At 64.7% G+C, this 25,070-nt stretch carries 22 protein-coding genes and 1 pseudogene; 12 read left to right on the forward strand and 11 right to left on the reverse strand.

What is annotated here, in order from left to right:
- Window positions 1-11 precede the first annotated feature (11 nt).
- From WN73_RS06440 to WN73_RS06460, 5 genes are read left to right on the forward strand one after another with little or no spacing between them, the layout of a single operon-like run.
- Window positions 12-1,253 (forward strand): ABC transporter substrate-binding protein, encoded by a 1,242-nt coding sequence (locus tag WN73_RS06440; RefSeq protein WP_271552122.1) that lies wholly within the window; start codon window positions 12-14, stop codon window positions 1,251-1,253.
- A gap of 11 nt (window positions 1,254-1,264) precedes the next feature.
- Window positions 1,265-2,140 carry a branched-chain amino acid ABC transporter permease gene (locus WN73_RS06445; protein ID WP_028174342.1) on the forward strand — a complete coding sequence of 292 codons (876 nt, stop codon included), beginning with the start codon at window positions 1,265-1,267 and terminating at the stop codon, window positions 2,138-2,140.
- Entirely contained in the window at window positions 2,137-3,135 is a 999-nt protein-coding gene (locus WN73_RS06450) for a branched-chain amino acid ABC transporter permease (RefSeq protein WP_028174343.1), read from the forward strand. The genes WN73_RS06445 and WN73_RS06450 overlap by 4 nt, the downstream gene beginning before the upstream one ends.
- Window positions 3,132-3,887: an ABC transporter ATP-binding protein gene (locus WN73_RS06455; protein ID WP_011088973.1), complete on the forward strand. Its 756-nt coding sequence runs from the start codon at window positions 3,132-3,134 to the stop codon at window positions 3,885-3,887. Before WN73_RS06450 ends, WN73_RS06455 begins: the two co-directional genes overlap by 4 nt.
- Window positions 3,880-4,599 (forward strand): ABC transporter ATP-binding protein, encoded by a 720-nt coding sequence (locus WN73_RS06460; protein WP_038966750.1) that lies wholly within the window; start codon window positions 3,880-3,882, stop codon window positions 4,597-4,599. The genes WN73_RS06455 and WN73_RS06460 overlap by 8 nt, the downstream gene beginning before the upstream one ends.
- 2 nt (window positions 4,600-4,601) lie before the next feature.
- On the opposite strand, the pseudogene WN73_RS06465 reads toward WN73_RS06460, so the two are convergent.
- The 4 genes and pseudogenes from WN73_RS06465 to WN73_RS06480 form a co-directional block, all read right to left on the reverse strand.
- A pseudogene (locus WN73_RS06465) lies at window positions 4,602-6,610 on the reverse strand (putative bifunctional diguanylate cyclase/phosphodiesterase).
- A 295-nt stretch (window positions 6,611-6,905) separates the two neighbouring features.
- Complete coding sequence (locus tag WN73_RS06470; RefSeq protein ID WP_011088970.1) at window positions 6,906-7,790, reverse strand: subclass B3 metallo-beta-lactamase BJP-1; 885 nt, start codon at window positions 7,788-7,790, stop codon at window positions 6,906-6,908.
- Between the two features lie 168 nt (window positions 7,791-7,958).
- The gene (locus tag WN73_RS06475; RefSeq protein WP_271552123.1) at window positions 7,959-8,243 is read right to left on the reverse strand and encodes a TonB-dependent receptor plug domain-containing protein; all 285 of its coding nucleotides are present in this window, start codon (window positions 8,241-8,243) and stop codon (window positions 7,959-7,961) included.
- A 62-nt stretch (window positions 8,244-8,305) separates the two neighbouring features.
- Complete coding sequence (locus tag WN73_RS06480; RefSeq protein ID WP_271552124.1) at window positions 8,306-9,571, reverse strand: hypothetical protein; 1,266 nt, start codon at window positions 9,569-9,571, stop codon at window positions 8,306-8,308.
- Between the two features lie 274 nt (window positions 9,572-9,845).
- Here WN73_RS06480 and WN73_RS06485 point away from each other — a divergent pair, with 274 nt between their 5' ends.
- Entirely contained in the window at window positions 9,846-10,178 is a 333-nt protein-coding gene (locus WN73_RS06485; RefSeq protein WP_182872256.1) for a hypothetical protein, read from the forward strand.
- Window positions 10,179-10,255: 77 nt separating this feature from the next.
- Window positions 10,256-11,065: an extracellular solute-binding protein gene (locus WN73_RS06490; protein WP_182872255.1), complete on the forward strand. Its 810-nt coding sequence runs from the start codon at window positions 10,256-10,258 to the stop codon at window positions 11,063-11,065.
- Here WN73_RS06490 and WN73_RS06495 read toward each other — a convergent pair.
- Both WN73_RS06495 and hisC read right to left on the reverse strand, forming a co-directional pair.
- Entirely contained in the window at window positions 11,039-11,737 is a 699-nt protein-coding gene (locus WN73_RS06495) for an ABC transporter permease (RefSeq protein WP_011088966.1), read from the reverse strand. The two genes, WN73_RS06490 and WN73_RS06495, sit on opposite strands and share 27 nt — an antisense overlap.
- A 128-nt stretch (window positions 11,738-11,865) precedes the next feature.
- A complete protein-coding gene (hisC, locus tag WN73_RS06500) occupies window positions 11,866-12,918 on the reverse strand; it encodes a histidinol-phosphate transaminase (RefSeq protein WP_182872254.1) in 1,053 nt (350 codons plus the stop codon).
- Window positions 12,919-13,145: 227 nt separating this feature from the next.
- On the opposite strand from hisC, the gene WN73_RS06505 reads away from it, so the two are divergent.
- The 5 genes from WN73_RS06505 (at window position 13,146) to WN73_RS06525 (ending at window position 19,090) form a co-directional block, all read left to right on the forward strand.
- A complete protein-coding gene (locus WN73_RS06505) occupies window positions 13,146-14,624 on the forward strand; it encodes an FAD-binding oxidoreductase (RefSeq protein ID WP_271552125.1) in 1,479 nt (492 codons plus the stop codon).
- Window positions 14,625-14,888: 264 nt separating this feature from the next.
- On the forward strand, window positions 14,889-15,740 hold the full coding sequence (locus tag WN73_RS06510; protein WP_011088963.1) for a 3-hydroxybutyryl-CoA dehydrogenase: 852 nt from the start codon (window positions 14,889-14,891) through the stop codon (window positions 15,738-15,740).
- 139 nt (window positions 15,741-15,879) lie between these two features.
- The gene (locus WN73_RS06515) at window positions 15,880-16,344 is read left to right on the forward strand and encodes a group III truncated hemoglobin (protein ID WP_060908411.1); all 465 of its coding nucleotides are present in this window, start codon (window positions 15,880-15,882) and stop codon (window positions 16,342-16,344) included.
- 246 nt (window positions 16,345-16,590) lie between these two features.
- Window positions 16,591-17,244 carry a QcrA and Rieske domain-containing protein gene (locus tag WN73_RS06520; RefSeq protein ID WP_011088961.1) on the forward strand — a complete coding sequence of 218 codons (654 nt, stop codon included), beginning with the start codon at window positions 16,591-16,593 and terminating at the stop codon, window positions 17,242-17,244.
- A 118-nt stretch (window positions 17,245-17,362) separates the two neighbouring features.
- Entirely contained in the window at window positions 17,363-19,090 is a 1,728-nt protein-coding gene (locus WN73_RS06525) for a methanol/ethanol family PQQ-dependent dehydrogenase (protein ID WP_011088960.1), read from the forward strand.
- A 274-nt stretch (window positions 19,091-19,364) separates the two neighbouring features.
- Here the strand turns inward: WN73_RS06525 and WN73_RS06530 are convergent, their stop codons facing one another.
- From WN73_RS06530 to WN73_RS06550, 5 genes are all read right to left on the reverse strand, one after another.
- The gene (locus WN73_RS06530; protein WP_028174356.1) at window positions 19,365-21,677 is read right to left on the reverse strand and encodes a xanthine dehydrogenase family protein molybdopterin-binding subunit; all 2,313 of its coding nucleotides are present in this window, start codon (window positions 21,675-21,677) and stop codon (window positions 19,365-19,367) included.
- A 1-nt stretch (window position 21,678) separates the two neighbouring features.
- The gene (locus WN73_RS06535; RefSeq protein WP_011088958.1) at window positions 21,679-22,131 is read right to left on the reverse strand and encodes a (2Fe-2S)-binding protein; all 453 of its coding nucleotides are present in this window, start codon (window positions 22,129-22,131) and stop codon (window positions 21,679-21,681) included.
- A 634-nt stretch (window positions 22,132-22,765) separates the two neighbouring features.
- Window positions 22,766-23,329 (reverse strand): S-(hydroxymethyl)glutathione synthase, encoded by a 564-nt coding sequence (gene gfa, locus WN73_RS06540; RefSeq protein WP_011088956.1) that lies wholly within the window; start codon window positions 23,327-23,329, stop codon window positions 22,766-22,768.
- A gap of 32 nt (window positions 23,330-23,361) precedes the next feature.
- Entirely contained in the window at window positions 23,362-24,471 is a 1,110-nt protein-coding gene (locus WN73_RS06545) for an S-(hydroxymethyl)glutathione dehydrogenase/class III alcohol dehydrogenase (RefSeq protein ID WP_011088955.1), read from the reverse strand.
- A gap of 57 nt (window positions 24,472-24,528) precedes the next feature.
- Complete coding sequence (locus WN73_RS06550; RefSeq protein ID WP_249162777.1) at window positions 24,529-25,050, reverse strand: c-type cytochrome, methanol metabolism-related; 522 nt, start codon at window positions 25,048-25,050, stop codon at window positions 24,529-24,531.
- Window positions 25,051-25,070: the final 20 nt, after the last annotated feature.

Here is a 25,070-nt window from a genome sequence, read left to right on the forward strand (position 1 = left end):
TGGAGGAAATCATGCCTAAATCCGGTTCGACCCCGAAAATAACCCGCCGCGCTGCGCTCGCCGGCTTCTCCGCCAGCGCAGCCCTGCTCGCCATGCCCCGGCTCGGCCGCGCCGCCGATGAGACGATCCGCATCGGCTTCCCGACGCCGCTGACGGGCCCGTTCGCAGCGGAAGCGCGCGACCAGGTCAGATGCGCCGAGCTCGCCGTCAAGCTCGTCAACGACAAGGGCGGCATCGGCGGCCGCAAGGTCGAGCTCTTGGTGCGCGACGATAAGCTCAATGCGGGCGAAGCTGCGACCCGCACACTGGAGTTGATCGAGAAAGACAAGGTTCATGCGGTGGTCGGCGCGCTCTCCAGCGCCGTGCAGCTCGCAGTCAACGAGGTCACCCGCGCCCGCGGCGTGATCTACGTCTCGATCAGTCAGTCCGACACGATCAACGAGGCCAAGGATTTCAGCAAGTACACATTCCACGAGGCGCTCAACCCGCACATGACCACCGCTGCGGTAGCGCGGCAGACCCTGAAGAAGGGCATGAAGGTCGCCCATCTCGTTGCCGACTATGCCTACGGCCATGAGATGCTGCGCGGCTTCAAGCGCGCGCAGACGACCATTGGTGCTGACACTGTCGGCGAAATTCTGCATCCGTTCGGGGCGGCCGACTATTCCACTTTCATGCCACGGCTGATGTCGATGCGACCGGACGTGCTCTGCATCTCCAATTTCGGCCGGGACCAGGCCAACGCGATCAAGCAGGCGGTCGATTTCGGCGTGAAGCAGCAGATGAAGATCGTCGTGCCCGTCATCCTGCACAACCAGCGCCTCGCGGTTGGCCCTGACGTGTTCGAGGGCGTGGTCGGCGGTGCCAACTATTATTGGGGCCTTGAGACGCAGAGCAAGACGGCAGCCAGCTTCAACGCGGCATTCAAGGCCGCCAACGGCGGCGCGATCCCGACCGATTACGGTGCCTATGGCTATTCTGGCGTCGGATCGTTGCTGGCCGCCATCGAGGCCGCCGGCGGCACCGACACCGACAAGGTCGTCGATGCCCTGGAGAAGCTGCAGTACGATCTGACCAAGGGGCCGCAGCACTACCGCAAATGCGATCATCAGTCGGTGCAGTCGGTGCTGGTGCTGGAGTCCAAGAAGAAGTCCGCGATGGTCCACGACAACGATCTGTTCGCCATTCTCGCCAATGACGCCGGCTCCGACGACATGCTGCGTAGCTGCAGCGAACTCGGCCACGCGACGTAAGTCTTGTGACGATGGACCTGTCGCTGATCATCATGCAGCTTCTCTCCGGGATCGCCCTTGGGGCGGTCCTGGTGATCACTGCGCTTGGATTGACGATCGTGTTCGGCATGCTCGGGGTGGTGAATTTCGCCCATGGCGCGCTGTTCATGATCGGGGCCTATGCTGGGCTGTATCTGGCGTCGCTCACCGGAAGCTTCTGGTGGGGACTGCTGCTCGCGCCCATCCTGATCGGCGCCTTCGGCATGCTGATCGAGTTCGTCCTGATCCGCAGGCTCTATGGACGCTCGATCGACGATCCGTTGCTGCTCACCTTCGGCCTCAGCTACATCCTCGTCGAAGGTGTGCGCATCGTGTTCGGGAGCGACGGCATTCCGTTTCCAACCCCGCCGCAACTGGTCGGCGTGCTTGATCTCGGCATCGGCTTCTTCCCGCGCTACCGCCTGTTCGTCATCGCGCTGGTGGCCGTGGTGCTGCTGGTGCTCTGGCTGACACTGGAAAAGACCCGCATCGGCTTGATCGTGCGCGCCGGCGCGCGCGATCCCACCATCATGCAGGTGCTCGGCGTCGATATCGGCCGGGTCTGGCTTGCGATCTTCGGCCTCGGCGTCGGGCTCGCCGCGCTCGGCGGCGTGCTCGCCGGTCCCATGCGCAGCGTCAATCCGGAGATGGGCTCGCTCGTGCTTGCGGAGGCGTTCGTGGTGACCGTGATCGGTGGCCTTGGTTCGATCGTCGGGGCTGTCGTTGCCGGCCTCATGGTCGGCATATCCATCAGCATGGTCGCGCTGTTCGCCCCTGAGATGGCGACCATCGTCATGTTCGCGCTGATGGCGGTGGTGCTGCTGATCCGCCCGCAGGGCCTGTTCGGCGTCAGAGGGAGGACCGCGTGATGCTGCCTTCGAGCGGCGAGTCGGTAGCCCGGCCCTCGCGCAATGGGATCGCCTGGATTCTCGACCAGCGTGTGCTGCTCTCGATCGCGGTGCTTGCCGTGCTGCCCTGGCTGCTGCCGTCACAGGCGCTGGCCGTGAACGTCCTGATCTACGGGGTCGTGGTGATGGGCTACAATCTGTTGTTCGGCTACACCGGGCTGTTGTCGTTCGGCCAGGCCGCCTTCTTCGGCGCGGGCGCCTACTTCACCGGCATTGCGATCGGCCGCTACGGCGTGGCCTGGTTCGCCGCGGTGCCGATCGCCGTGCTCCTCAGCACCTGCCTCGCTGCTGCGATCGGTATCGTCTCGACACGCACCCGTGGCATTTACTTCTCCATGGTGACGTTGGCGCTGGCCCAGCTCGTCTATTACGTCGCGCTGCAGGCCTCGTCCTTCACCGGCGGCGAGAACGGCCTGCGCGGCTTCACCGTCGACCGCATCAGCCTGTTCGGCCTTCCCGTCAATTTTCTTGATCCCATCAACAAATACTACGTGCTGATGGTCTTCGCGGCGCTGGCGCTGTGGTTCCAGTCGCGCATCCTGAACTCGCCGTTCGGTGCCGTGATCGAGGCGATCCGCGAGAACGAGCAGCGGGCGCGGGCCTGCGGCTATGACGTCGAGCGCAGCAAGCTGATCGTGTTCATGCTGTCGGGCGCGATCTCCTCGCTCGGCGGCTGCATGCTGGCGCTGCATCTGTCGATCGTGCCGCTGGACATCCTGCACTACCAGACCTCCGGCATGATCGTGATGATGGTGTTGCTCGGCGGCGCCCGCAGCTTCTTCGGTCCGTTCGTCGGCGCGGCGAGCTTTCTGATCCTGGAGGACGTCATCTCGCTCTGGACGCCGCATTGGCAGATCTTTGTCGGCGCGATCTTCGTCCTCTTTGTGCTGTTCCTGCCCAAGGGCATCTGGGGCACGCTGCTCGATGCGCTCGGCATCGGAAAGGCACGGCCATGAGCGGCGAGTTGCTTCGCGCCGAAGGGATCGGCAAGCGCTTTGGAGGCTTCGTCGCGCTCGAAGGCATCACCGTGTCCTTTGCGGCGGGACAGCTCACCTCGATCATCGGGCCGAACGGCGCCGGCAAGAGCACCTTCTTCAACATTCTCTCGGGTGCTTTGACGCCGACCTCGGGCAAGCTGCACTTCAGGGGACGCGAGCTGAATGGCCTGCCCCAGCATCGCTTCGTGCATCAGGGCATCTCGCGCTCCTACCAGATCACCAACATCTTCCCGGACCTGTCCGTGCACGAGAACGTGCGCGTGGCAGCACAGGCGCTGACCGTCAGCTACGACATCTGGCGCAACCGTGCCCGGCTGGCGGAGCTGAATGTGCGGGCCGATGCCGCGCTAGACGCCGTCGGGCTGCTCGGTAAGCGCAGCGAGGTGGCGAAATTCCTGTCGCATGGCCAGCAGCGCGCGCTGGAGATCGCGATTGCGCTGGTCTCCGAGCCGGAATTGCTATTGCTCGACGAGCCGACCGCCGGCATGGGACCGGAGGAGACCAAGGACATGGTCGCGCTGCTCGAACGGCTCGCCGACAAGCGCACCGTGCTGCTGGTGGAGCACAAGATGAAGATGGTGCTGGGCCTGTCCAAGCGCGTCGTGGTGCTGCATCACGGCCGCCTGCTGGCGGACGGCGCGCCCGACGAGATCAGGAGCAATCCGGAAGTCCGCCGGGTCTACCTCGGACAGAGTGAAGGCTATGGCTGAGACCGCGCTGCTCGAAATCGAGAACCTCCACGCCTGGTATGGCGCGAGCCATGTCCTTCACGGCATTTCCCTGCAGGTGAAGGAGGGCGAAGTGGTTGCGCTCGTCGGCCGCAACGGTGCGGGCAAGACCACGACCTTGCGGGCAATGATGGGCCTTATGCCGAAAGCGACGGGTCGCGTGCGCTTTGCGGGCAGGGAGCTGTTGCCGCTCCGCGCCCATCAGCGCTTTCATCTTGGCCTCGCTTATGTGCCCGAAGAGCGCCGCATCGTCCCTGGCCTGTCCGTGCGCGAGAACCTGCGGCTCGGCCTGGTTGCTGCCGGCAGCGAGATCGATGAGCGTACCGCGATCGACGAGATCGCCGAGACCTTTCCGCGCCTGAAGGAACGCCTCGATCAGGAGGGCGTGACGCTCTCCGGCGGCGAGCAACAGATGCTGGCGATCGCGCGCGCCCTGATCGCCAGGCCCAGGATGGTCCTGCTCGATGAGCCCTCGGAGGGGATCATGCCTGTGCTGGTCGAGGAGATGGGCGTGTTGTTCCGCCGCCTGCGTGATGAAGGCAAGACGTTGCTTCTGGTGGAGCAGAATGTCGAATGGGCCCTGCGGCTTGCCGATCGTGCCGTGATCATCGACCAGGGCGAGGTCGTGCATCAAAGCAGCGCCGCGGCGCTGCTGGCGGACAAGGACATTCAGGAGCGCTACTGCGCGGTGTGACCTCAGGCCACGACCTTGGCCTCGGCGCCGTCGAGGCGTTGCCGCTCCTTCGCGAGGTACTCGCCGATTGCATCGCCCCGCATGGGCTTTGCAAAATAGTAGCCCTGGATGAAGTCGCATCCCAGGCGGCGCAGGCTGTCGAGCTGGGCGCGGGTCTCGACGCCCTCGACCACACAGGCGATTTCCATGTCGTCGCAGAGGCCCGTGAGCGACTTGATGATCTTGTGGCTGACGGATTGTCGTTGATGTCGGCGACGAAGCTGCGGTCGACCTTGATCTTGTCGAGCGGCAGGCGGTGCACGTGGCTCAGCGAGGAATAGCCGGTGCCGAAATCGTCCAGCGAAATGCCGCAGCCCATTGCCTTCAATGCCGCGATCGACTGCTGCGCGCGCACGAAGTCGAAGGTGACGGCGGTCTCGGTGATCTCGAAATCGATCCGGTGTGGCGGCAGCCCGCTCTTCTCCACGATGCTGATCAGCGGCAGGATCCCTTCGGGCGAGCAGATGTCGTGGGCGGAGAGGTTGAACGACAGGCGGATGTGGTCGGGCCAGGTCCTGGCCGTCGCGAGTGCGCGGATCAGAAGCGCCTGCGTCAGCGGCCGGATCAGGCCGATGCGCTCGGCGGCCGGGATGAAGTCGGCCGGCGAAACCAGGCCGAGGCGGGAGCTGTGCCAGCGCGCCAGGACCTCGAAGCCGGTAGTGTGCTCGCTCATGGCGTCCACGATCGGCTGGAACACCAGGTCCATCTCGGTGCTGAAATCGGCGGTGCGCAGCAGATTCTCGATGACGCCGCGGCTGCGGATCTCGGCCTCGAGCTCGCTCGAGAAGATCACGGTGCGGCCGCGCAGATGGCGCTTGGCGTGATAGAGCGAATAGTCGGCGCATTCATAGAGCGCTTCCGCCGTCGTTGCCGACTGCGGGAACAATGCGAAGCCGATCGAGCAGGATAGACCGGTATGGGCGGTGTCGAGCTGGTAGGGAAGCTTGACCTGGTCGCCGATGCGTTCGCCGAGCCGCGTCAGATCCGCCTCCTCGGGGTCGCCGCACACGACAAGACCGAACTCGTCGCCGCCGAGCCGGGCGAACTCCACCCGCTGCGGGCCGAAGCCCTCGCAGGCCTCGCGGATGCGTCGGCCCGCCTCGATCAGGACGCGGTCGCCGACCGAGTGCCCGTAATTGTCGTTGATCGGCTTGAAGCCGTCGAGATCGATGATCCCGACCGCGACGCGCACGCTCCTGCGCTCGGCATCAACGAAGGCGCTGGACAGCTCGGCAAAGAAGCGGCGGCGGTTCGGCAGCTCGGTGAGGGAATCGAGATTTGCGAGGCGGAAGTTCTCGTCCGAGAGTGCCTGGGTCGCCGCCTGCTGCGCCAGCAGCGATTTGCGGCTGGCAACGAGGTCGGCGAAGTCGCGATAATAGATGAACAGCACCGTCACCATCGCGCCGGAGACCAGCAGATTGTTGACCGCGATCGCCTTCAGCGTCGGCTCGCCGGTGGCCCAGAAGAACAGCACATAGGGCACATCGACGACCAGCGTCACAATCAGCGCTGCCGAGCGCAGATGCATCAGCGAGAAGATGCAGCCGATCACGGTCACCGCCATGTAGAAGGCGACCTGGCTCTTGGCGAAAGGATCGCCGTAAGGGTAGAGGGCGAAGGACCAGATGGTGAAGCCTGCGCCGATCGGCAATGTCATCCAGTTGGTGGCGCGCAGATTGCGCAGGATGTCGGCGTCGCTGCGCACGAGGTGACGCTGGCGCAGCCACCAGAAGGTGCGCAGGGCCGCAAGCACGGTCAGCACGCTCGGCACGATCATCGTCAACCAGTCCGGCGCCACGTTCACATATGTGTAGGCGACCGCGATCGTGTTGCTCATGAGAATGAAGTAGAGCAGCGGGACCTGCTTGGAGAAGGCGTCGAACTGCGCGCGCGTCAGGTCCGGGTTGTCCGTCGGTACGCGAAACAGCCGCATGGCGGCGGCGAAGTGAGACTTCAAATTGGCGACAGGCATTGAAATACGCGCCCCGGATCCCTTCAAAACGAGGGCGATCTTGCACAGCGGGGGTAAAGGGCGCGTTAGACGAGTTTCGTGCGGAAAGGCTAGCGCTGGTTGCACGCTGCCGCAGCCGTTCCGCTCGCGTGCGTTGGTGAGGTCGCGTTAACGATATGAGGCCATGGAAACGAGCAGTAACGAGTGCAAAGTACTGCAAGGCTGCGGCTACACTCTGCTAACCATGTGTGTCGCCGCAACCTGTTGCCGCACCTCTCCCCGCCCGAGGAGAGGTGGAAGGCAGCATCTGATGACGCTATTTCTTCTCCAGCGCCGCGGTCTGCTTGGCGAGCTGCTTGTCGAAATCCTCCGACAGGCTGGTCGCGTAGGTCACGAGCTCGCCCGGCTTGATGAACGGGTTCGGCGCGCCATCCTTCATCTCTGCGCGCTTGGCCTGCATGCCATAGACTTCCGGATGCGGCCCGAGCAGCACGTCGATCTTCATCGCCTTGGCCTTGGCGAAAGTCGCGCGGTAGTCGTCGACGATGCCGGCATAGGTCGGCTGGCCGACCAGCCGGTTCAGCGCCACCGTGCCGCTACAGAAGAACAGCACCTCGCGGTCCTCCTTGCCGTCCTTGACGGTCATCTCCCAGCTCGTGCAGCCCGGCGAGTGGCCGGGTGTTGCGTGTGCCGTCAGCGTGGTGTCTCCGAGCGTGACCCTGTCGCCTTCCTTCACCGCGCGATCGACTTTCACCGCGGGGAAGGCGAGGTCCTCGTTTTTCTCGTCACCCGGATAGTAGCCGCCTTCGAGCAGTGGCTTGTCGCGCTCGCCGGCAACGAGCTGCGCGCCGGTCTCCTTCTTGATCTCGGCGAAGCCGCCGGTGTGGTCGAGATGCGCGTGCGTGTTGAGGATGAGCTTGATATCGGCAACCTTGAAGCCGAGCTTCGCAATATTGTCCTTGATCATGCCGGTTGACTGGGGCATCGCCGTGTCCATCAGGATCAGGCCCTGCGATGTCTTGATGACATAGACGGCAATGCCGTCGGTTCCGACATAGTAGATGTTGTCGATGAGCTGGAACGGCTCGAACGGCGCCGTCCATTTCTTCATGGCGACTGCCAGAAAATCCTTGATGGTTTGCGCCTGCGCGCCAGTCGAGAGCAGGGTCAGAGCACACAGCGCGGCCGTCAGCCTTCTCATAGTTTACCTCCCACAGTGTTCTTGGCGTTTTGGTCTGGCGCGGGCGTTGTGGCCCGAGCGGTGCGCAAGTTACGTCGTGGCTGGCGCTCGGGGCAACTGCCACGTGTCCGCAAAAATTCATGGGCCGTGCGGGAATATCGGTGCGTTTGGTGAAAGCTGAGCGCGAGCCTATCGCCCGATCGTCACGCCGGCGGTCGAGCGCATTGCGTCCCGCAGGCTCGTCGCCTTCATGTCGTCGAGGACCTGCCGCGTGAGCACGGTGGTCTGGCCGGGCGTATTGAGGATCGTCTCGCCACGCGAGGACGAGAGCCGGTCGGCTTTGTAGGGCGCCGCGGGATCGACGGCGGGTGCCGTTGCCGGAACGTGGCGCGGCCGCTTACTGGACGCCGCCAATGCTCCTTGCGAGATGCAGAGGGCGACGATCACGATCAATCGCAACGATGTCGCGGGCATGCGATCTCCCATATCCGGGGCGTCAGCCTAGCATATGGCGAGTATCCCCGCAGGGAAAAGGATCAGGCGAGAGCGGCCTGGCGTTCCCGCACCGGCTCGCGGACCCGGTCTGGCTTCCCTGGCTCGGCGAGCCGGGTAAAGCTGCGATGGCTCGCCTGTGCGGGCGCCTCGACGATGACGCCCTCGCAAACGATCTGCCCGCCCAGCATCCTGAACTCAAGCTTGTCGTAGCGCGGCATCGTCTCGCCGGGCGCGGGCGGCAGCAACTCGACCCGGCCCTGGATGTTCAGCGTGGCATCGCCGGTGCCGTGAAGCCGCGGATTCCACATCCTGATCCCGGTCTCCGCCCAGCGCTGCCGGATCAGCGCCGCGCGATCGACGGGTTCCGTCGCTTTTGCGCGAACTTTCGGTGCGTTGCGGATCTCCGGTGCGGGAGACGCAAGGATCGGCTCCGGCACGATGTCCGCGTCGACCCCGGAGGTGGCGGCAGAAGTGTCCTCCGTGGCGACCGCTGTGACTGGTGCGGGATCGCTTGCGGGGACCGGCTCGATCTCCATGGCGACGTCGGCGGTTGACCCGCTGTCGACGCTGACGGCTGGGATATCAGCCGCAGAGACCTCGATCTCGACAAGAGCGACAGGCGGGTCGTCCACGACGGCCGGCTCAACATCCACGAGGACGCTAGGAGGTGGCTCGTGGCTGACGACGACGTCGAGGGTAGCAGCCGGAGCGATTTCAACGTCGACGGACGAAACCGGTGCCGCCTCGGCGACGGCGGGCTCAACGCCGGCCGAGAGTTCGCGAGATGGACTGCCACTGACGATGAGTTCGGGAATGTCGACCGGCGCGCTATCGACGTCGACAGACGGGACTGAGGCCTTTTCGGCGCCGACCGACTCGACGTCCGTCCCGAGTTCCGCAGGTGCGGCCTCGCTGACGGTGAGTTCGGGAACATCAACGGGCCCGGTCTCCTCGTCGACAGACGAGATCGAAGCCTCCTCCACGACGACCTCGTTGACCTCCGTCGGCGTCTCCGGAGGTGAACCGTCGCTGTCGCCGGTATCTGTCCGCGCAGCCGGCGGACTCTCCGCGATGATAGAGATCGCAGTGTCGTCCTCGGCGACCGGCGCCGCGACCGCGATGCCCGGGTCGCTGAGCGGTGGATCGGCGCTGATGCTGATGTCGGGAGTGCGCGCGGCCTCTGCAACGTCGACGACGATGGCAGGCGAATCGTCCGTGGCGATCGGCAAAACGTCAATGCTTCCGCCGTGCGGCAAGGGCCGAAGCCTCGTAAACGCCCATTTCACCGCAGGGATGCGGCGCAGCAACGATATCAGTCTCGAAAGCACAGGGAGTTGTCCAAGAGGTACTCGGCGTGAAGCAATCGCTGATTCGCCAGCAATATGAAAAACTGCCCCGGCCGTCACACCGATGTCAATGTAGGTGGGACCAATTGCAGAACATCAGCACACCATCGCGCGCGAGAGAGACTGCGGACGTCATGAAGGCACGGCGTTACCGCCGGTCGCCATTGTGACGACGACCACAGTGCAACTGCACGGAACGTGGATACGCTTCCTCGCGAAATGACGGAGAGAAGACGTGATCCACAAGACATTCCTGGCGGCAGCCCTGGCCGCATTCATCTGCGCGCCCGCGCTTGCAGACGATCTCACGCCAAAGATCGCAGCTCACCTCATTCCGCCGAACGCGGAGATCCACATCTCCTGGACCAGCCACGCGTCGGACCCGCAGGGCCGCTCCATCGAGGTGGCCTGCGGCGAGGTCACGGTTCGCAATCCCAGAGGCTTCGATACCGTGACGTTCGCCTATGTCATCGGCGACGACAAGCTTTGGCTGCACGAAGGCGCCTGGGTGAAGGAGCCGGAGCCACAGGCGATCCGGGTCGTCATGCGGTACTGCCCCGGCCGCTGATCCTGCGCCGAACGTCGGGCTTCCCTGCGTCATCCTCCCCGCGTAGTTTGAGCTGTCTGGGGAGCGAGGACGTCACAATGAGGAAGCTTGCCGCCATCGCAGCGGTTCTGGTCTGGTCAACATGCGCATTTGCGCAGGATCGCACCATCACCGTGGCCTCGACGACATCGACGGAACAGTCGGGCCTGTTCGGCTATTTGCTGCCGCTGTTCTCGAAGGCCGAGGGCATCAACGTGAAGGTCGTAGCCGTCGGCACCGGCCAGGCGCTGGATATCGGGCGGAGAGGCGATGCCGACGTGGTGTTCGTCCATGACAGGCCCGCCGAAGACCAGTTCATGTCCGAAGGGCAGGGCGTGAAGCGTTTCGACGTCATGTATAACGACTTCGTCATCGTCGGGCCGAACAGCGATCCGGCGCGGATTGGCGGCGGCAAGGACGTCGCTGACGCGCTGCGCAAGATCGCGGCGGCGAAGGCGCCGTTTATCTCGCGCGGCGACAAGTCCGGCACGCACGCAGCCGAGCTGAGATTGTGGAAAGAGGCAGGCGTCGATCTCAGTGCCGGCAAGGACAGTTGGTATCGCGAGATCGGTCAGGGCATGGGGCCGGCGCTGAACATGGCCTCGTCCTCGAACGCCTATCTTCTGTCGGATCGTGGCACCTGGCTGTCGTTCAGGAACCGCGGCGAGCTCGCCGTCCTGACCGAGGGGGACAAGCGGCTCTTCAACCAGTACGGCGTCATGCTCGTGAATCCGGCAAAGCATTCCAACGTGAAGGCGCAGGATGGGCAGGCCTTCATCGACTGGCTGGTTTCCCCGAAGGGACAGCAGGCGATTGCCGGCTACAAGGTCGGCGGCGAGCAGCTATTTTTCCCCAACGCGTCCAACTAGCAGGAAAGCGACGGTCGACACCGCCACACTGAGCGCGAGCAGGATCAGCCCGAGCCCCAGCGCCAGCGGCAGGTCGCCCTTGCTGGTTTCCAGCGCGATGGCGGTCGTCATCGTGCGCGTGAAGCCGCGGATGTTGCCGCCGACGACGATGATGGCGCCGACCTCGGCGATGGCGCGCCCGAAGGCCGCGAGAAAGGCCGTCAGCAGCGAAGTCCGTCCCAGCGCGAACAGGAGCCCCATGCTGCGCAGGACCGACAGCCCGTCGATCCGCGCCAGATCGCCATACTCCGCCCAGAGCAGGCTCGCCGGCCTGTGCACCAGCGCCACCACGATCGGTGTCGCGAGCAGCGTCTGCGCGATCACCATGGCCGCCGGCGTGAACAGCAGGCCGGCCGCCCCGAGCGGGCCGGACCGTGACAGCAGCAGATAGAGCGCGAGCCCGACCACGACCGGCGGCAGGCCGAGCAGCGCATTGGTCAGCACGATGATGACCTGACGTCCGCGAAAACGGGCGATCGCGAGCAAGGCGCCGAACGGTGCGCCGATCAGGAGCGCGACGATGCTCGCGGTCAGGCTGACGCGCACCGACAAGGCGACGATGCCCACAAGCTCGGAATCGGCCTCGCCGATCAGCGCGAAGGCGGCACCAACGGATCGTGCGAAGTCGTTCATCCGCGCCTGAACTTCAATGTTCGGGCGGCCTCCGGGGCGTCGATGTCGAGGCGGCAAAGGCGCGTCACAGACTGGTCCCTGCAACTTCCATTGTGGTGAGCATGCGGCGGGCCGCCGCATGCCCTCAACTAGATCAACTCGCGCAGCACTTCAATCAGCCGGCCGCACTGCTCATCCGTTCCGACCGTGATGCGCAGGAAGTCCTCGATGCGCGGCTTCTTGAAATGGCGGACCAGCACGCCGCGCTGGCGAAGGACGGCCGCGAGATCGGCACCGCTCCGGCGCCGATGACGCGCGAACACGAAGTTCGCAAGCGACGGCAGCACCTCGAAGCCGAGTTGCGCGAGATCGCGCGTGAGCACGTCGCGGCTCGCGATGATGCGGGTGCGGCTCTCGAGGAACCATGCCTCGTCCTCGATGGCGGCGACGGCGCCGGCGATGGCGAGACAATCGACGGGATAGGAGTTGAAGCTGTCCTTCACGCGCTCCAGCGCCTCGATCAGCGGCCGCTGGCCGAGGGCAAATCCGACCCGCAAGCCTGCGAGCGCGCGCGACTTCGAGAAGGTCTGTATGACGAGCAGATTGTCGTGGTGCGCAACGAGCGGCACGGTGCTCTCGGCGCCGAAATCGACATAGGCCTCGTCCACCACCACCAGCCGGTCCGGGTTTTCGGCGAGCAGTGCCGCGACCGCGTCGCGCGGAAGGGCGATGCCGGTGGGCGCGTTCGGATTGCAGAGAAGAATGGCGCTCGATGGCCGCCTGTAGTCGGCGATCTCGATCCTCATCGCTGCATCGAGCGGCACCTCCTCGTGAGCTACGCCATAGAGGCGGCAATAGACCGGGTAGAAGCTGTAGGTGACGTCGGGAAACAGAAGCGGGCTGTCGTGCTTCAGAAGGGCCGGGAAGGTGTGGGCCAGAACCTCGTCGGAGCCGTTGCCGACGAACACCTGCTCGGCCGCAACATCGCAATGCGCCGCGATCGCCTCGCGCAGGCGCGTGGCGCGCGGATCTGGATAGAGGCGCAGCCGCTCCGCAGCCGATGCGATCGCCGCCAGGACGCGCGGCGAGGGCGGATAGGGATTCTCGTTGGTATTGAGCTTGACGACGCCATCCTGCTTCGGCTGCTCGCCCGGGACGTAGGGCGACAGCGTGTGGACGACGGGACTCCAGAAGCGGCTCATGATCTCCAATCCAGGTTGATCTTGGCACAGTAAGGCACGCCGGGCGTCGACGGAAGTGCGCTTCCCGTTCAGCAGCCGAGGCAGGTTTGCGCAAGCGTCGCAGCCGGGGACGTTCCCGCGAGCGTTACCTTCGTGCTAGGCTCATCGCGCAAACGTCCAGAATTGAGAACGACAACGAAGGCCGGCGCGCCCCAGGCTGCGCAGAAGAGCCGCAAAGCGAGGAACACATGCCGGGCGCAGCCCTTCTCACCGCTCCCTCCATTCCGACTGCGCCCGTGACGCCAGCCATTCTCGACCGCTTGCGAGCCATCGTGGGCGACAAGGGCCTGATCCTGGACGAGCAGGACAAGCGCCCGTTCGTGACCGATTGGCGCGGCGAGCTGACAGGGCAGGCCGCGGCGGTCGTGCGTCCGGCCAATACCGCGGAAGTCTCCGCTGTCGTCAAGCTCTGCTACGACAACGGCATTGCCATCGTGCCGCAGGGCGGCAACACCGGCCTGATGGGTGGTGCCACGCCGTGGCCGGCGCACCGCGGCATCGTGCTGTCGCTCGGTCGCATGAACCATGTGCTGAATGTCGATCCCGTCGGCTACGCCATGACGGTGGAGGCGGGCTGCATCCTCCAGACGCTCCAGGACACGGCCGCGCGCCACGACCGCTTCTTTCCGCTCAGCCTCGGTGCCCAGGGCTCGTGCATGATCGGCGGTAATCTCTCCACCAACGCCGGCGGCGTGCAGGTGCTGCGTTACGGCAATGCGCGAAATCTGGTGCTGGGTCTCGAGGTCGTGCTGGCCAACGGCGATGTCTGGGACGGGCTGCGCGCACTCAAGAAGGACAACACCGGCTATGACCTCAAGCATCTGTTCATGGGTGCCGAGGGGACGCTCGGCATCATCACCAAGGCGGTGCTGAAGCTCTGGCCCGCGCCGAAGGACGTGTGCACGGCATGGCTCGCGATCCGCGATCCCAGGGCGGCGATCGAGCTCCTGTCGGAGGCGCATGCCGCGTCCGACGACAATGTCGGCTCCTGCGAGCTCATGAGCCGCGCCTGCACCGACATGGTGCTGCGCCATATTCCCGGCACCCAGGACCCTCTCAAGGCCGAGACCGAATGGTATCTCCTTCTCGAATGGTCGTCGGCCCGGCCGCGGCAGGACGGCGGCACGTGCATGTCGGACCGGATGGAGCAGTTCTTGGCCGATCAGCTCGAGGCGGGCCGGGTGCTCGATGCGGTGATCGCGCAAACCGAAGCGCAGTCGCGCAACATGTGGCGCATTCGCGAGAGTGTGGCCGAGGCATCGCGCGCCGAGGGGCCGGGCCTCAGCTACGACGTGTCGGTCGCAATCTCGCGGATTCCCGAGTTCATCGACAGGGGTCTCAAGGCCGTGCTCGAGATCCTGCCGACGATCCGCCCCTATCCGCTCGGGCACATCGGCGACGGCAATGTGCACTTCTCCTTCATGGGCCCGAAGGGCATGGATCGCGAGACGCTCAACCAGTACTCTGCGGCGATCACGCGGGTCGTCAACGACCTGATCACGTCCATGGCCGGCTCGATCTCGGCCGAGCACGGCATCGGCATCGAGAAGCTCGACGAGCTCCAACACTATCGTTCCAGGACCGAGCTCGACATCATGCGCACGATCAAGCGGGCGCTCGACCCCAAGAACATCATGAATCCGGGCAAGGTGCTCCGTCTCGGATGAGGCGACTGACGCCGCAGGTTGCCTCCGCTGATCGATCCGGTCCTGACCGCAGCCTGGACGGGCGCATGCGCCGCATGGCGCGGGCCAAACGGGCCCGAGGCCTCCAAATCATGCCCTTTTGCGGCTTTATTCCCGCGATGGATGCTTTAAGGAAGGGGCAGGATCAGGTCGCGCCTCCCCCGCGGCGGTGCTAGACCCTGATGCAGGAACAATGGGGCCGCGCCGCTACCGGCACGCCCGCAAGGATGAGAAGGATGTGACGCAATGATCCAAACCGTTGGCATCATCGGGGCAGGGACCATGGGGAACGGCATCGCGCAAATCTGCGCAGCGGCCGGGCTCTCGGTCGTGATGGTCGACATTTCCGATGCGGCGGTGAACCGCGGGCTTTCGACCGTCGGCGGCAGCCTCGAGCGCCTGGTCAAGAAGGAGAAGATGTCGGCGGCCGACCGCGAGGCGACGCTCAAGCGCATCACCGGCACCACCGATCGGGCGAAGCTGGCCGATTGCGACCTGGTGATCGAGGCCGCCACCGAGAACGAGGAGCTCAAGGTCAAGATCCTGAAGGACCTCTGCGCGACGCTGTCGCCGCGCACGCTCGTTGCAACCAATACCTCGTCGATCTCGATCACGAAGCTTGCCGCCGCAACCGATCGCCCCGACCGCTTCATCGGCATGCACTTCTTCAATCCTGTGCCGGTGATGGCGCTGCTCGAGCTCATCCGCGGCCTGCAGACCTCCGACGACACCCACGCCAAGGCGCTCGATTTCGCCCAGCGCGTCGGCAAGGTGGCGATCACGGCCAAGAACAGTCCGGGCTTCGCGGTCAACCGCATCCTCTGCCCGATGATCAACGAGGCGATCTTCGCCCTCCAGGAGGGGATCGCGACGGCGGAAGAGATCGACGCCGGCATGAAGCTCGGCTGCAACCATCCGATCGGGCCGCTGGCGCTCGCCGATCTCGTCGGGCTCGACACCATGTTGTCGGTGATGGAGGTCTTTTATAAAGGCTTCAACGACCCCAAATACCGTCCGGCCCCCTTGCTGAAGGAAATGGTCGATGCCGGCCATCTCGGCCGCAAGACCGGGCAGGGTTTCTACACTTACGGCGCCTGATGACAGGCGTAGGCGGCGGGGCCTTCGAGCCTCGCCGCCCCTCCCGCAATTTGCGCTGCGACAAAGACGCCGCGCGCAATTGACCCGACAATGTTGAACGGGTGGCCCGCGGGAACAACGGAACGGATAACAAAGGACAATGTCGGATCGACTGAAGGCCGAGCGTGAGGCGGCAGCCGCGCGCCGGAACCTGCTGACCCAGGATGCGATCGAGCGCACCGGGATCACCGAAGCGATGATCGCGGAACTCGTCGCCCGCTTTTACGGGCGCGTGCGCGAGGACGCGCTCCTGGGGCCGGTGTTCGCGGTCGTGCGGAATTGGGACGAGCATCTGGCCAAGCTCGGGGATTTCTGGTCGTCAGTCGTGCTGATGAGCGGCCGCTATCATGGCTCGCCGATGCGCGCGCATCTGCCGCTCGGTCTTGTCGGCGATCATTTCGACCGCTGGCTCGATCTGTTCGAACAGACCGCGCGCGACGTCTGTCCGCCCGCGGCGGCGGCGCTCTTCATCGACAAGGCACGGCGCATCGCCGACAGTTTTGAAATGGCGTCGGCAACCGTCGCAGGCCGCATCGCTTCGCCGCGTCACGTGCTCAGATCGTGAAACACAAAATGCCTGCCTGAGAAACGTGCAGCTCACATCGCGCGATGGCGCGTTGCACCAATTCCAACATCATCGGTCTGATCTGCAAAATCATCATGCCGCTCGCGTGGTGCGACGTAGAACTGGTGAAAATACGTTTGAACGCGTTCACTCTCGTTCAATCAAAGCGAGCAGAGCCATATTGATGCACTGCGGCGCCAATTCTTCGCCTTTTTTTCGGCAGAGTTCCAGCGCCTGCTAGCGGGCATGTCGCGCGCATCGTTCAACATCAATTCCTCATCTTCCGAGAACCCTGCGGAACCTGAAGTTGACGCGGGCGCAGAGCAGACGCGGCGAACGCTGCTGCTGGGTGCGCTCGCCACCACGGCCTGCCTCGGCTGTTCCGCATCGGCGCGCGCAGGCGAGGATCCGCCAGGCTCCGACGAACGACCGCAGAAGGGCGATGTGCTCGTCTTCTCCGAAGGTGACCAGGAGGGAAAGCTGATCACGGCGGCCGACCTGCAGGCCGGCGGGCCGCCGGTGCATGCCTGGCCGAAGGATCCCAAGACCTCGGTCGTGCGCAGCGCCTCGCGGCTCAACGAGATCCTGGTCATCCGGCTCGATCCCGCCGAGCTCGACGAGCAGACCCGCGCGCGCGCCGTCGACGGCATCATCGCCTATTCGGCGATCTGCGCCCATGCCGGTTGTCCCGTCACCGCCTGGGTGAAGAGCGACGTCGGCGACAAGGAGGTGCTCAAGTGCATGTGCCACAACTCCGAATACGATCCTCGCGCGGGCGCGCAGGTCGTGTTCGGGCCGGCACCGCGACGGCTCGCGGCGCTGCCACTGGCGTTCGCTGAAGGTTCGCTCAGCGTCGCCGGAAACTTCATCGGAAAGGTAGGTGGCGCGCAGCCAGGATGATGGACGGTCGCGGGTTGTGCCCGCGTCACGAGAGGCCGCATCCGCCGACGGGCGGACGACGGGACGAACGAAAAGAATTCAACACAAGAATTCAAACAGATGAAAAAGGGGAACGTCCATGACCAGGAAGCAATGGTTTCTGTCCGGCTTCGTCGCCTTCACCTGTCTTGCCTCGACCGCCGCCGGCGCCGGCCCGATCGAGAATTATTCTCCGGTCACCGCGCAGCGCCTGGAGAATCCGGAACCGAGCAACTGGATGCTCTATCGGCGCACCTATGACGGGCAGGGCTACAGCCCGCTCGACCAGATCAACACCTCGAACGTGAAGGGTCTCACGCCGGTCTGGACGTTTGCAACAGGCGTCGTCGAAGGCCACGAGGCGCCGCCGATCGTCAACAATGGCGTGATGTTCGTGGCGACCCCGATGGGGCAGGTGATCGCGCTGAACGCGAAAACCGGCGACGAGTACTGGCGCTACAAGCGGCAGCTCCCCGACGATCTGTTCCAGCTGCATCCGACCAGCCGCGGCGTCGGCTTGTGGGAGGACAAGCTCTATCTCGCCACCACCGACGATCATGTCGTCGCGCTCGACGCCAAGACCGGCAAGGTCGTGTGGGACACCAAGGTGCAGGACTACAAGAAGGGCCAGTACATGACCCTGATGCCGCTTATCGTCGACGGCAAGGTCATCGTCGGCGGCTCCGGCGGCGAGTTCGGCGTGCGCGGCTATGTCGCCGCCTATGACGCCAAGGACGGCAAGGAGCTGTGGCGGACCTACACCATTCCCGGCGAAGGCGAGCCCGGTCACGACACCTGGCAGGGCGATGACTGGAAGAACGGCGGCGGCTCGGCCTGGATGACCGGCAATTACGACAAGGACACCAAGACGATCTATTGGGGCGTCGGCAACGCGGCGCCGTGGCCGGGCGAGACCCATCCCGGCGACAATCTCTACACCTCGTCGGTGCTCGCGCTCGATCCGAACAACGGCAAGATCAAGACCTATCACCAGTACCATCAGAACGATTCCTGGGACTGGGACGAGGTCGAAGCGCCGATGCTGATCGACCTGCAACGCGATGGCCGCAGCATCAAGAGCCTGGTCCATCCGGGGCGCGATGCGATCTTCTGGGTGCTCGAGCGCACGCCGACCAAGATCAACTACGTGGCAGGCTGGCCGTTCGTCTCCACCGACGTCTGGAAGGGCATCGATGCCGAAACCGGCAAGCCAATCGTCGATCCCGCGCACAAGCCGGTGATTGGCAAGCGCGTGGAGTTCTGTCCCTCTCTATGGGGCGGCAAGGACTGGCCGTCGGCGGCCTACAGCCAGAAGACGGGCCTGGTTTACGTGCCCGCCAACGAGAATTTCTGCGGCGGATTCACCGGCGAGAAGGTCGCACTCAAGCCGGGCGAGCTCTGGCTCGGCACCAAGCCGGAAGACATCGGGCTGAAGACCAAGCCGGGCGCGGATCATTTTGGCGAGCTCCAGGCCTGGGATCCCGTCACCGGCAAGAAGGTGTGGCAGCACAACTTCCCGAAGTCGCAGCTGTTCGGCTCGGTGACGGCGACCGCGGGCGATCTCATCTTTGCCGGCGGCACCAACGACCGCAACTTCCGCGCCTTCAACGCCAAGACCGGCGAGCTGTTGTGGGAGCAGAAGACCAACTCCGGCATCATGGGCATGCCGGTGTCGTATGAGATCGACGGCACGCAATACATCGCGATCCAGTCGGGATGGGGTGTGGACGCGCAGCGGATCCAGGATGCGCTGGTGACCAACAACATCGGCATCGAGGCCAATGTGCCGCAGGGCGGCGTGATCTGGGTGTTCGCGCTGAAGAAATAGCTCCGCGGGCGGATCGAAAGAGGCGGAGCAGCAAGGGGGGTGGCGAATGCGGCGGACGGAAACGTCCGCCGCATTTTTGTGTGTGTCGAGAGTGCTGTCTTCCCTTCTCCCCTTGTGTGGGAGAAGGTGGCGCGAAGCGCCGGATGAGGGGTCTCTATCCGCGGAGACAAACCCCTCACCCGAGCGAGATCGTAGCAACCGGCGTCGCTGCCCTCTCCCACAGGGGGAGAGGGCACATCGGCTGATGGAGACGGCGCGAGGCCGCGTGCGTTCCTTACGCCTCCAATTGCTTGCCGATCGGCAAGCTCCGGATGCGTTTTCCGGTCGCGGCGAAGATGGCATTCATCAGCGCCGGCGCGAACGGCGGAACGCCGGGCTCGCCGACGCCGCTCGGCGGCGTGCCCGGCGCGGGCGGCACGATGTGGACGTTGGTCACCATGGGAGACTCGTCGATCCTGACGACCTGGAAGTCGTCAAAGTTCTTCTGCTGCACCTTGCCGTCCTTGAAGGTGATCTCGCCATATTTGGCGAGGCTGAGACCCATGATCGCCGCGCCCTCGATCTGCGAGGCGATGCGCTCGGGGTTGACGTAGGTGCCGCAGTCGATCGCGGTGTCGACCCGCGGCACCGTCAGCTTGCCCTTGTCGTCGACGGCCACCTCGACGATGGTCGCGATGTAGCTGACGAAGCTGCGGTGTACTGCGATGCCGAGACCGTGGCCCTTCGGCACCTGACGGCCCCATTCGCCCTTCTCGGCCACCAGCTCGACCACCTTGCGCAGGCGCGCGGTGTCGATCGGGTAGCTGTCCTGCGGCTCGCCGTAGTTCCACATGTCCTTCACCGCGGGCTTGACGATCCGCGGGCTGCCGATCAGCGCGAGCAGCGTCTCCTTCTGGTCGCGGCCGGTCGCGTTCGCGATCTCGCCGACCATTGACTGCACCGCGAAGGCGCGCGGGATGTTCGAGACCGAGCGGAACCAGCCGATGCGGGTGAACGCCGCAGCCTCCGGGTTCTCGCAGGAGATGTTGGCGATCTCGAACGGCATGTCGACGAGGCCCATGCCGAGCTCGAAGGGCGCCTGATGCACCGTGCCGGCCGCAAAGGTCGAGGCGATGCTGGGCGCCACGCTGCGGTGGCGCCAGGCGATCACCTTGCCGCTCTTGTCGAGGCCGGCCTCGATCCGCTCGACCGAGACGGTGTGCAGGAAGCCGTTGTGGATGTCGTCCTCCCGCGTCCACTGCACCTTCACCGGCGCGCCCAGCTCCTTCGACAGCAGCGCGGCTTCGAGCGCATAGTCGCATTTCGACTTGCGGCCGAAACCGCCGCCGAGCAGGGTGACGTTGACGGTGACGTTCGCTTCCGGAATGCCGAGCGTCTTGGCGACGTCCTCGCGGGTGCCGCCCGGGCTCTGCACCGGCGCCCAGATCTCGGCCTTGTCGCCCTTGACGTCGGCGACCGCCACCGGCGGTTCCATGGCGACATGGGCGAGATGCGGGACGTAGTACTCGCCGACGATCACCTTGTCGGCGCCCTTCAGGGCGGCGTCCGCATCGCCCTCCTTGCGCACGACGAGGCCGGGCTTGCGCGAGGCCTCCTCGAGCTCCTTGCGGTAGGCGACGGAGTCGTATTTGCCGTTGGCGCCGTCGTCCCAGACCAGTTTCAGCGCATCGCGGCCCTTGATCGCCGCGCCGGTATTGCGCGCGATCACCGCGACGCCGCCGAGCGGCTGGAACTTCGACGGCCACGGCCAGCCGCGCACCTGCATCACCTTCTCGACGCCGGGCACCTTCAACGCCTCGTTCGGATCGAACGAGGCGAGCTTGCCGCCGGTCACCGGCGGGCGCGCGATCACGGCATATTTCATGCCGGGAAGGCGCACGTCCGCACCGTAGCGCGCCTTGCCAGTGGTGATGTCGTGAAGATCGACGATGCCGATCTGGCCCTTGGTCAGATAGCGGAAGTCCTTGGGGTCCTTCAGCTTGAGGCCTTCGACGCTCGGCACCGATTCCTTGGCGGCGTCGGCCGCGAGTTCGCCGAAGCCGAGCTTGCGCCCGCTGCCGCTATGGACGACCTCGTGATTGACCGCCTTGACCTCCGTTGCCGGAACGCCCCAGCGCTTGGCGGCGGCCTGTTCCAGCATGGTGCGGGCGGCGGCGCCGATCTGGCGCATCGGGATGAGGTAATGCCGCGTGCTGCGCGAGCCGTCGGTGTCCTGGTTGCCGAACTTGACCTCGTCGCCATGGGCCTGCTGCACCTTGACCCTGGACCAGTCGGCCTCCATCTCCTCGGCCACGATCAGCGGCAGGCTGGTGCGCACGCCGGTGCCCATCTCGGAGCGGTGGGCGACGATGCTGACGATGCCGTCGGGCGCGACCGCGACGAACACGCGCGGATCGACCACGACGCCATGCGGCATTTTTCCGGCGCCGGTCTCATAGGCAAATGCCTGGCGGGACATCACGGGCGCGGCAAGCACGAAGCCGCCGGTGACGCCGAGCCCCTTCAGGATGCTGCGGCGCGAGACCTTCTCGACACGGATGTTCTTTTCGAAGCTGTGAAGCTTCCGGGGATTGTCGATGAAATTCATGTCACACTCCCGTCGATGCGAGATGGACCGCGTTCTCGATGCGCTGGTAGCAGCCGCAGCGGCAGATGTTGCCGGACATCGCCTCGCGGATCTGGTCGTGCGAGGGTTTCGGGTTGTCCATCAGGAGCGCCGCGGCCTGCATGATCTGGCCGGCCTGGCAGAAGCCGCATTGGGGCACGTTGACCTGGCGCCAGGCTTTTTGAACCGGGTGATCGCCGTTCGGATGCAATCCCTCGATGGTCGTGACCTCGCGGCCGGCGACGTCGTTGATCGACGTGACGCAGGAGCGCACCGCCTCCTTGTCGACGATGACGGTGCAGGCGCCGCACAAGGCCTGGCCGCAGCCGAACTTGGTGCCTGTCAGCCCGGCCTCGTCGCGCAGGAACCAGAGTAGCGGGAGATTCGGGTCGCCGTCCCAGCTCTGTTCCTGGCCGTTGATCTTCACCTTGATCATGATCGTCCCTCGCTCTTCATAAGCATGAATTAAATGCGCCGGCATGCGCCGGCGGCGGTGCGTCGTTGCCGCGTTCCGCCGTCATCCCGCGCGGGCAAATCCCGGAGGGAGGCAGGAACGCCAATGGCGATGTCTGGATGTGTTCGATACCTCCCGTTTTGTTCTTATTTGATTGAACTTCGCGCGGCATCGTCACGGCGCGATCGTAGCAGGGATCGCGCCGGTCCGGCATTCACAGCCGGTTGTTCTCGGCGTGAAGAGGTTGCATCTGTGATTTGTCAAAAGCAGGGCGCGGTATCGCGCCGCGCGCATTGCGCAATTGCAAAGCAGGCCGCAGCAAAAAAGCTTCGTCCGCCAGAAAGACTGTACGGACGAAGCAGGATGCCTCAGTCGAGGGAGGGAGAAACGCAGGTGCCGCCGACTTCAATCGGAAAGCGGGCGGCACTGCGCAGTCATTCAGAGACCAGGACTGAGGGAGCGTGGCCCTCGTAGACGCAGAGTGCAGAAGTGGCGGCTTCGTCGCGATCGTGGGAAGCCACCTCCGTCCGGCTCGCTGGTGCTGGTCGGAACCAGCGAGCGGACGTGGCGTGGGTCCGGCGGCCCTGCTCGGGCCGCCTCGTTCAGGTCGCCTTCGTCAGGCTGCTTTGGCTTTCGCCACGTGGGTCGCGATCGCGTCCATCAGCGCCGGCGACAGGCAGTCATAAGGCTCGAGCCCGATTTCCTTCAGCCGCGAACGGATGCCGGCCATCTGCTCCGGCTTCACGCCGGATTCGATCACCGAGGAGACGAAGGCGGCGAATTGCGGCGCCTGCGATCCCTGCTCCTGGAACAGTTCGGGATGGATGAAGTCGAGGCCGTAGAACGGATGGTTCTTGTTCTCGATGCGGCCGTACATGTGCGTGCCGCAGGCCTTGCAGGCGTGGCGCTGGATCACCGCGGAGGCATCGACGATCTCGAGCTTGTCGCCGTTCTCGAGCACGGTGACGTTCTGGCGCGGCACCACCGCGACGACGGAGAATGTCGCGCCCTGCGGCTTCCAGCACTTGGTGCAGCCACAGGCGTGGTTGTGGGCGACGTCGCCCTTGATGCCGACCTTGACCTGATGGTCCTTGCATTTGCAGGCGAGCGTGCCGCCGGCGAAGCTGCCGCTGCCCTGTTTGAGGCCGTTGTCGATCGATGGGTGGAGTGCAATAGTCATGGGACGATCCTCCTTGGGGTGATGGCAGTGAGCTAGTAGACGACGACGGAACGGATGGATTTGCCCTCGTGCATGAGGTCAAAGCCCTTGTTGATCTCCTCGAGCTTGAGCACGTGGGTGATCATCGGATCGATCTGGATCTTTCCGTTCATGTACCAGTCGACGATCTTCGGCACGTCGGTGCGGCCGCGCGCGCCGCCGAAGGCCGTGCCGCGCCAATTGCGGCCGGTGACGAGTTGGAACGGGCGGGTGGCGATCTCCTTGCCGGCTTCGGCGACGCCGATGATGATCGAGGTGCCCCAGCCGCGATGGCAGGCTTCCAGCGCCTGGCGCATCACGGTGGTGTTGCCGGTGCAGTCGAAGGTGTAGTCGGCGCCGCCGTCGGTGAGGTTGACGAGATGCGGAACGATGTCGCCGGTGATCTTCTTCGGGTTGACGAAGTGGGTCATGCCGAACCGGCGGCCCCAGTCCTCCTTGGAATCATTGACGTCGACGCCGATGATCTTGTCGGCGCCGGCCATCTTGGCGCCCTGGATGACGTTCAGTCCGATGCCGCCGAGGCCGAACACGACCACGTTGGCGCCCGGCTCGACCTTGGCGGTGTTGACGACCGCACCGACGCCGGTGGTGACGCCGCAGCCGATGTAGCAGCTCTTGTCGAACGGCGCGTCTTCGCGGATCTTGGCGACGGCGATCTCGGGCAGCACGGTGAAGTTCGAGAAGGTCGAGCAGCCCATGTAGTGGTAGATCGGCTTGCCCTTGTAGGAGAAGCGGCTGGTGCCGTCGGGCATCACGCCCTTGCCCTGCGTCGCGCGGATCGCGGTGCAGAGATTGGTCTTCTGGCTCAGGCAGCTTTTGCACTGCCGGCATTCCGGCGTGTACAGCGGGATGACGTGGTCGCCCGGCTTGACCGAGGTCACGCCGGGGCCGATCTCGCGGATGATTCCGGCGCCCTCATGGCCGAGGATCGACGGGAAGATTCCTTCGCTGTCGAAGCCGTCGAGCGTGTAGGCGTCGGTATGGCAGATGCCCGTCGCCTTGATCTCGACCAGGACTTCGCCGGCCTTCGGTCCTTCCAGATCGACTTCGACGATCTCGAGTGGTTTCTTGGCTTCGAAAGCAACGGCGGCACGTGTCTTCATCGTAAACTCCTCAAATTCTCGCAGGACGCCAAGAGGTGGTATCGGTCCTGGTAACGTTCATTTCTTGCCCATGCAGGCGTCTTCCGCCTTGGTGTAGGTCTCGTTCTTCTCCTCCTTCTTGGAGGGACGCTGCCGGCCCCACGCCTCGTTGGAGCGGGCGCGCAGATAGACGTAGAGATCGTCCATGTAGCAGGCGACGTTGGGGTTGTCGCCGAAGGCTGGCATGACGTTCTCCTGCGCGGTCGAGATGTTCTTGCGACCGGAGGCGACGACGCCGAGGAAGTCGCCATAGCTCATGGTCTTGACTGAATCCTTCAACGCCGGTGCGTAGGTGGATCCCATGCCGTCGGGGCCATGGCAGACGTGGCAGTCGGAGTGATAGCGGCGATATCCGGAATAGGTGAACCAGTCCACGGTGCCGTCGGCCGAAATCTTGTAGGTCGGGTTTCCTTCCTTATCGAGCCACTTTCCGTCGTCTTCCTTCTTGACGGCGGTCGGGTCGCCCGGACCGTCCGCAACGGCTATTCCCCCCGAAGTCACGAAGATGATCGCAGCAATGACAAAGCAGATTTTACGCAAGAGATTATCCTCGAAGGCGT

The sequence above is a fragment of the Bradyrhizobium sp. CCBAU 45394 genome, assembly GCF_028128655.1.
Lineage (GTDB): Bacteria > Pseudomonadota > Alphaproteobacteria > Rhizobiales > Xanthobacteraceae > Bradyrhizobium > Bradyrhizobium diazoefficiens.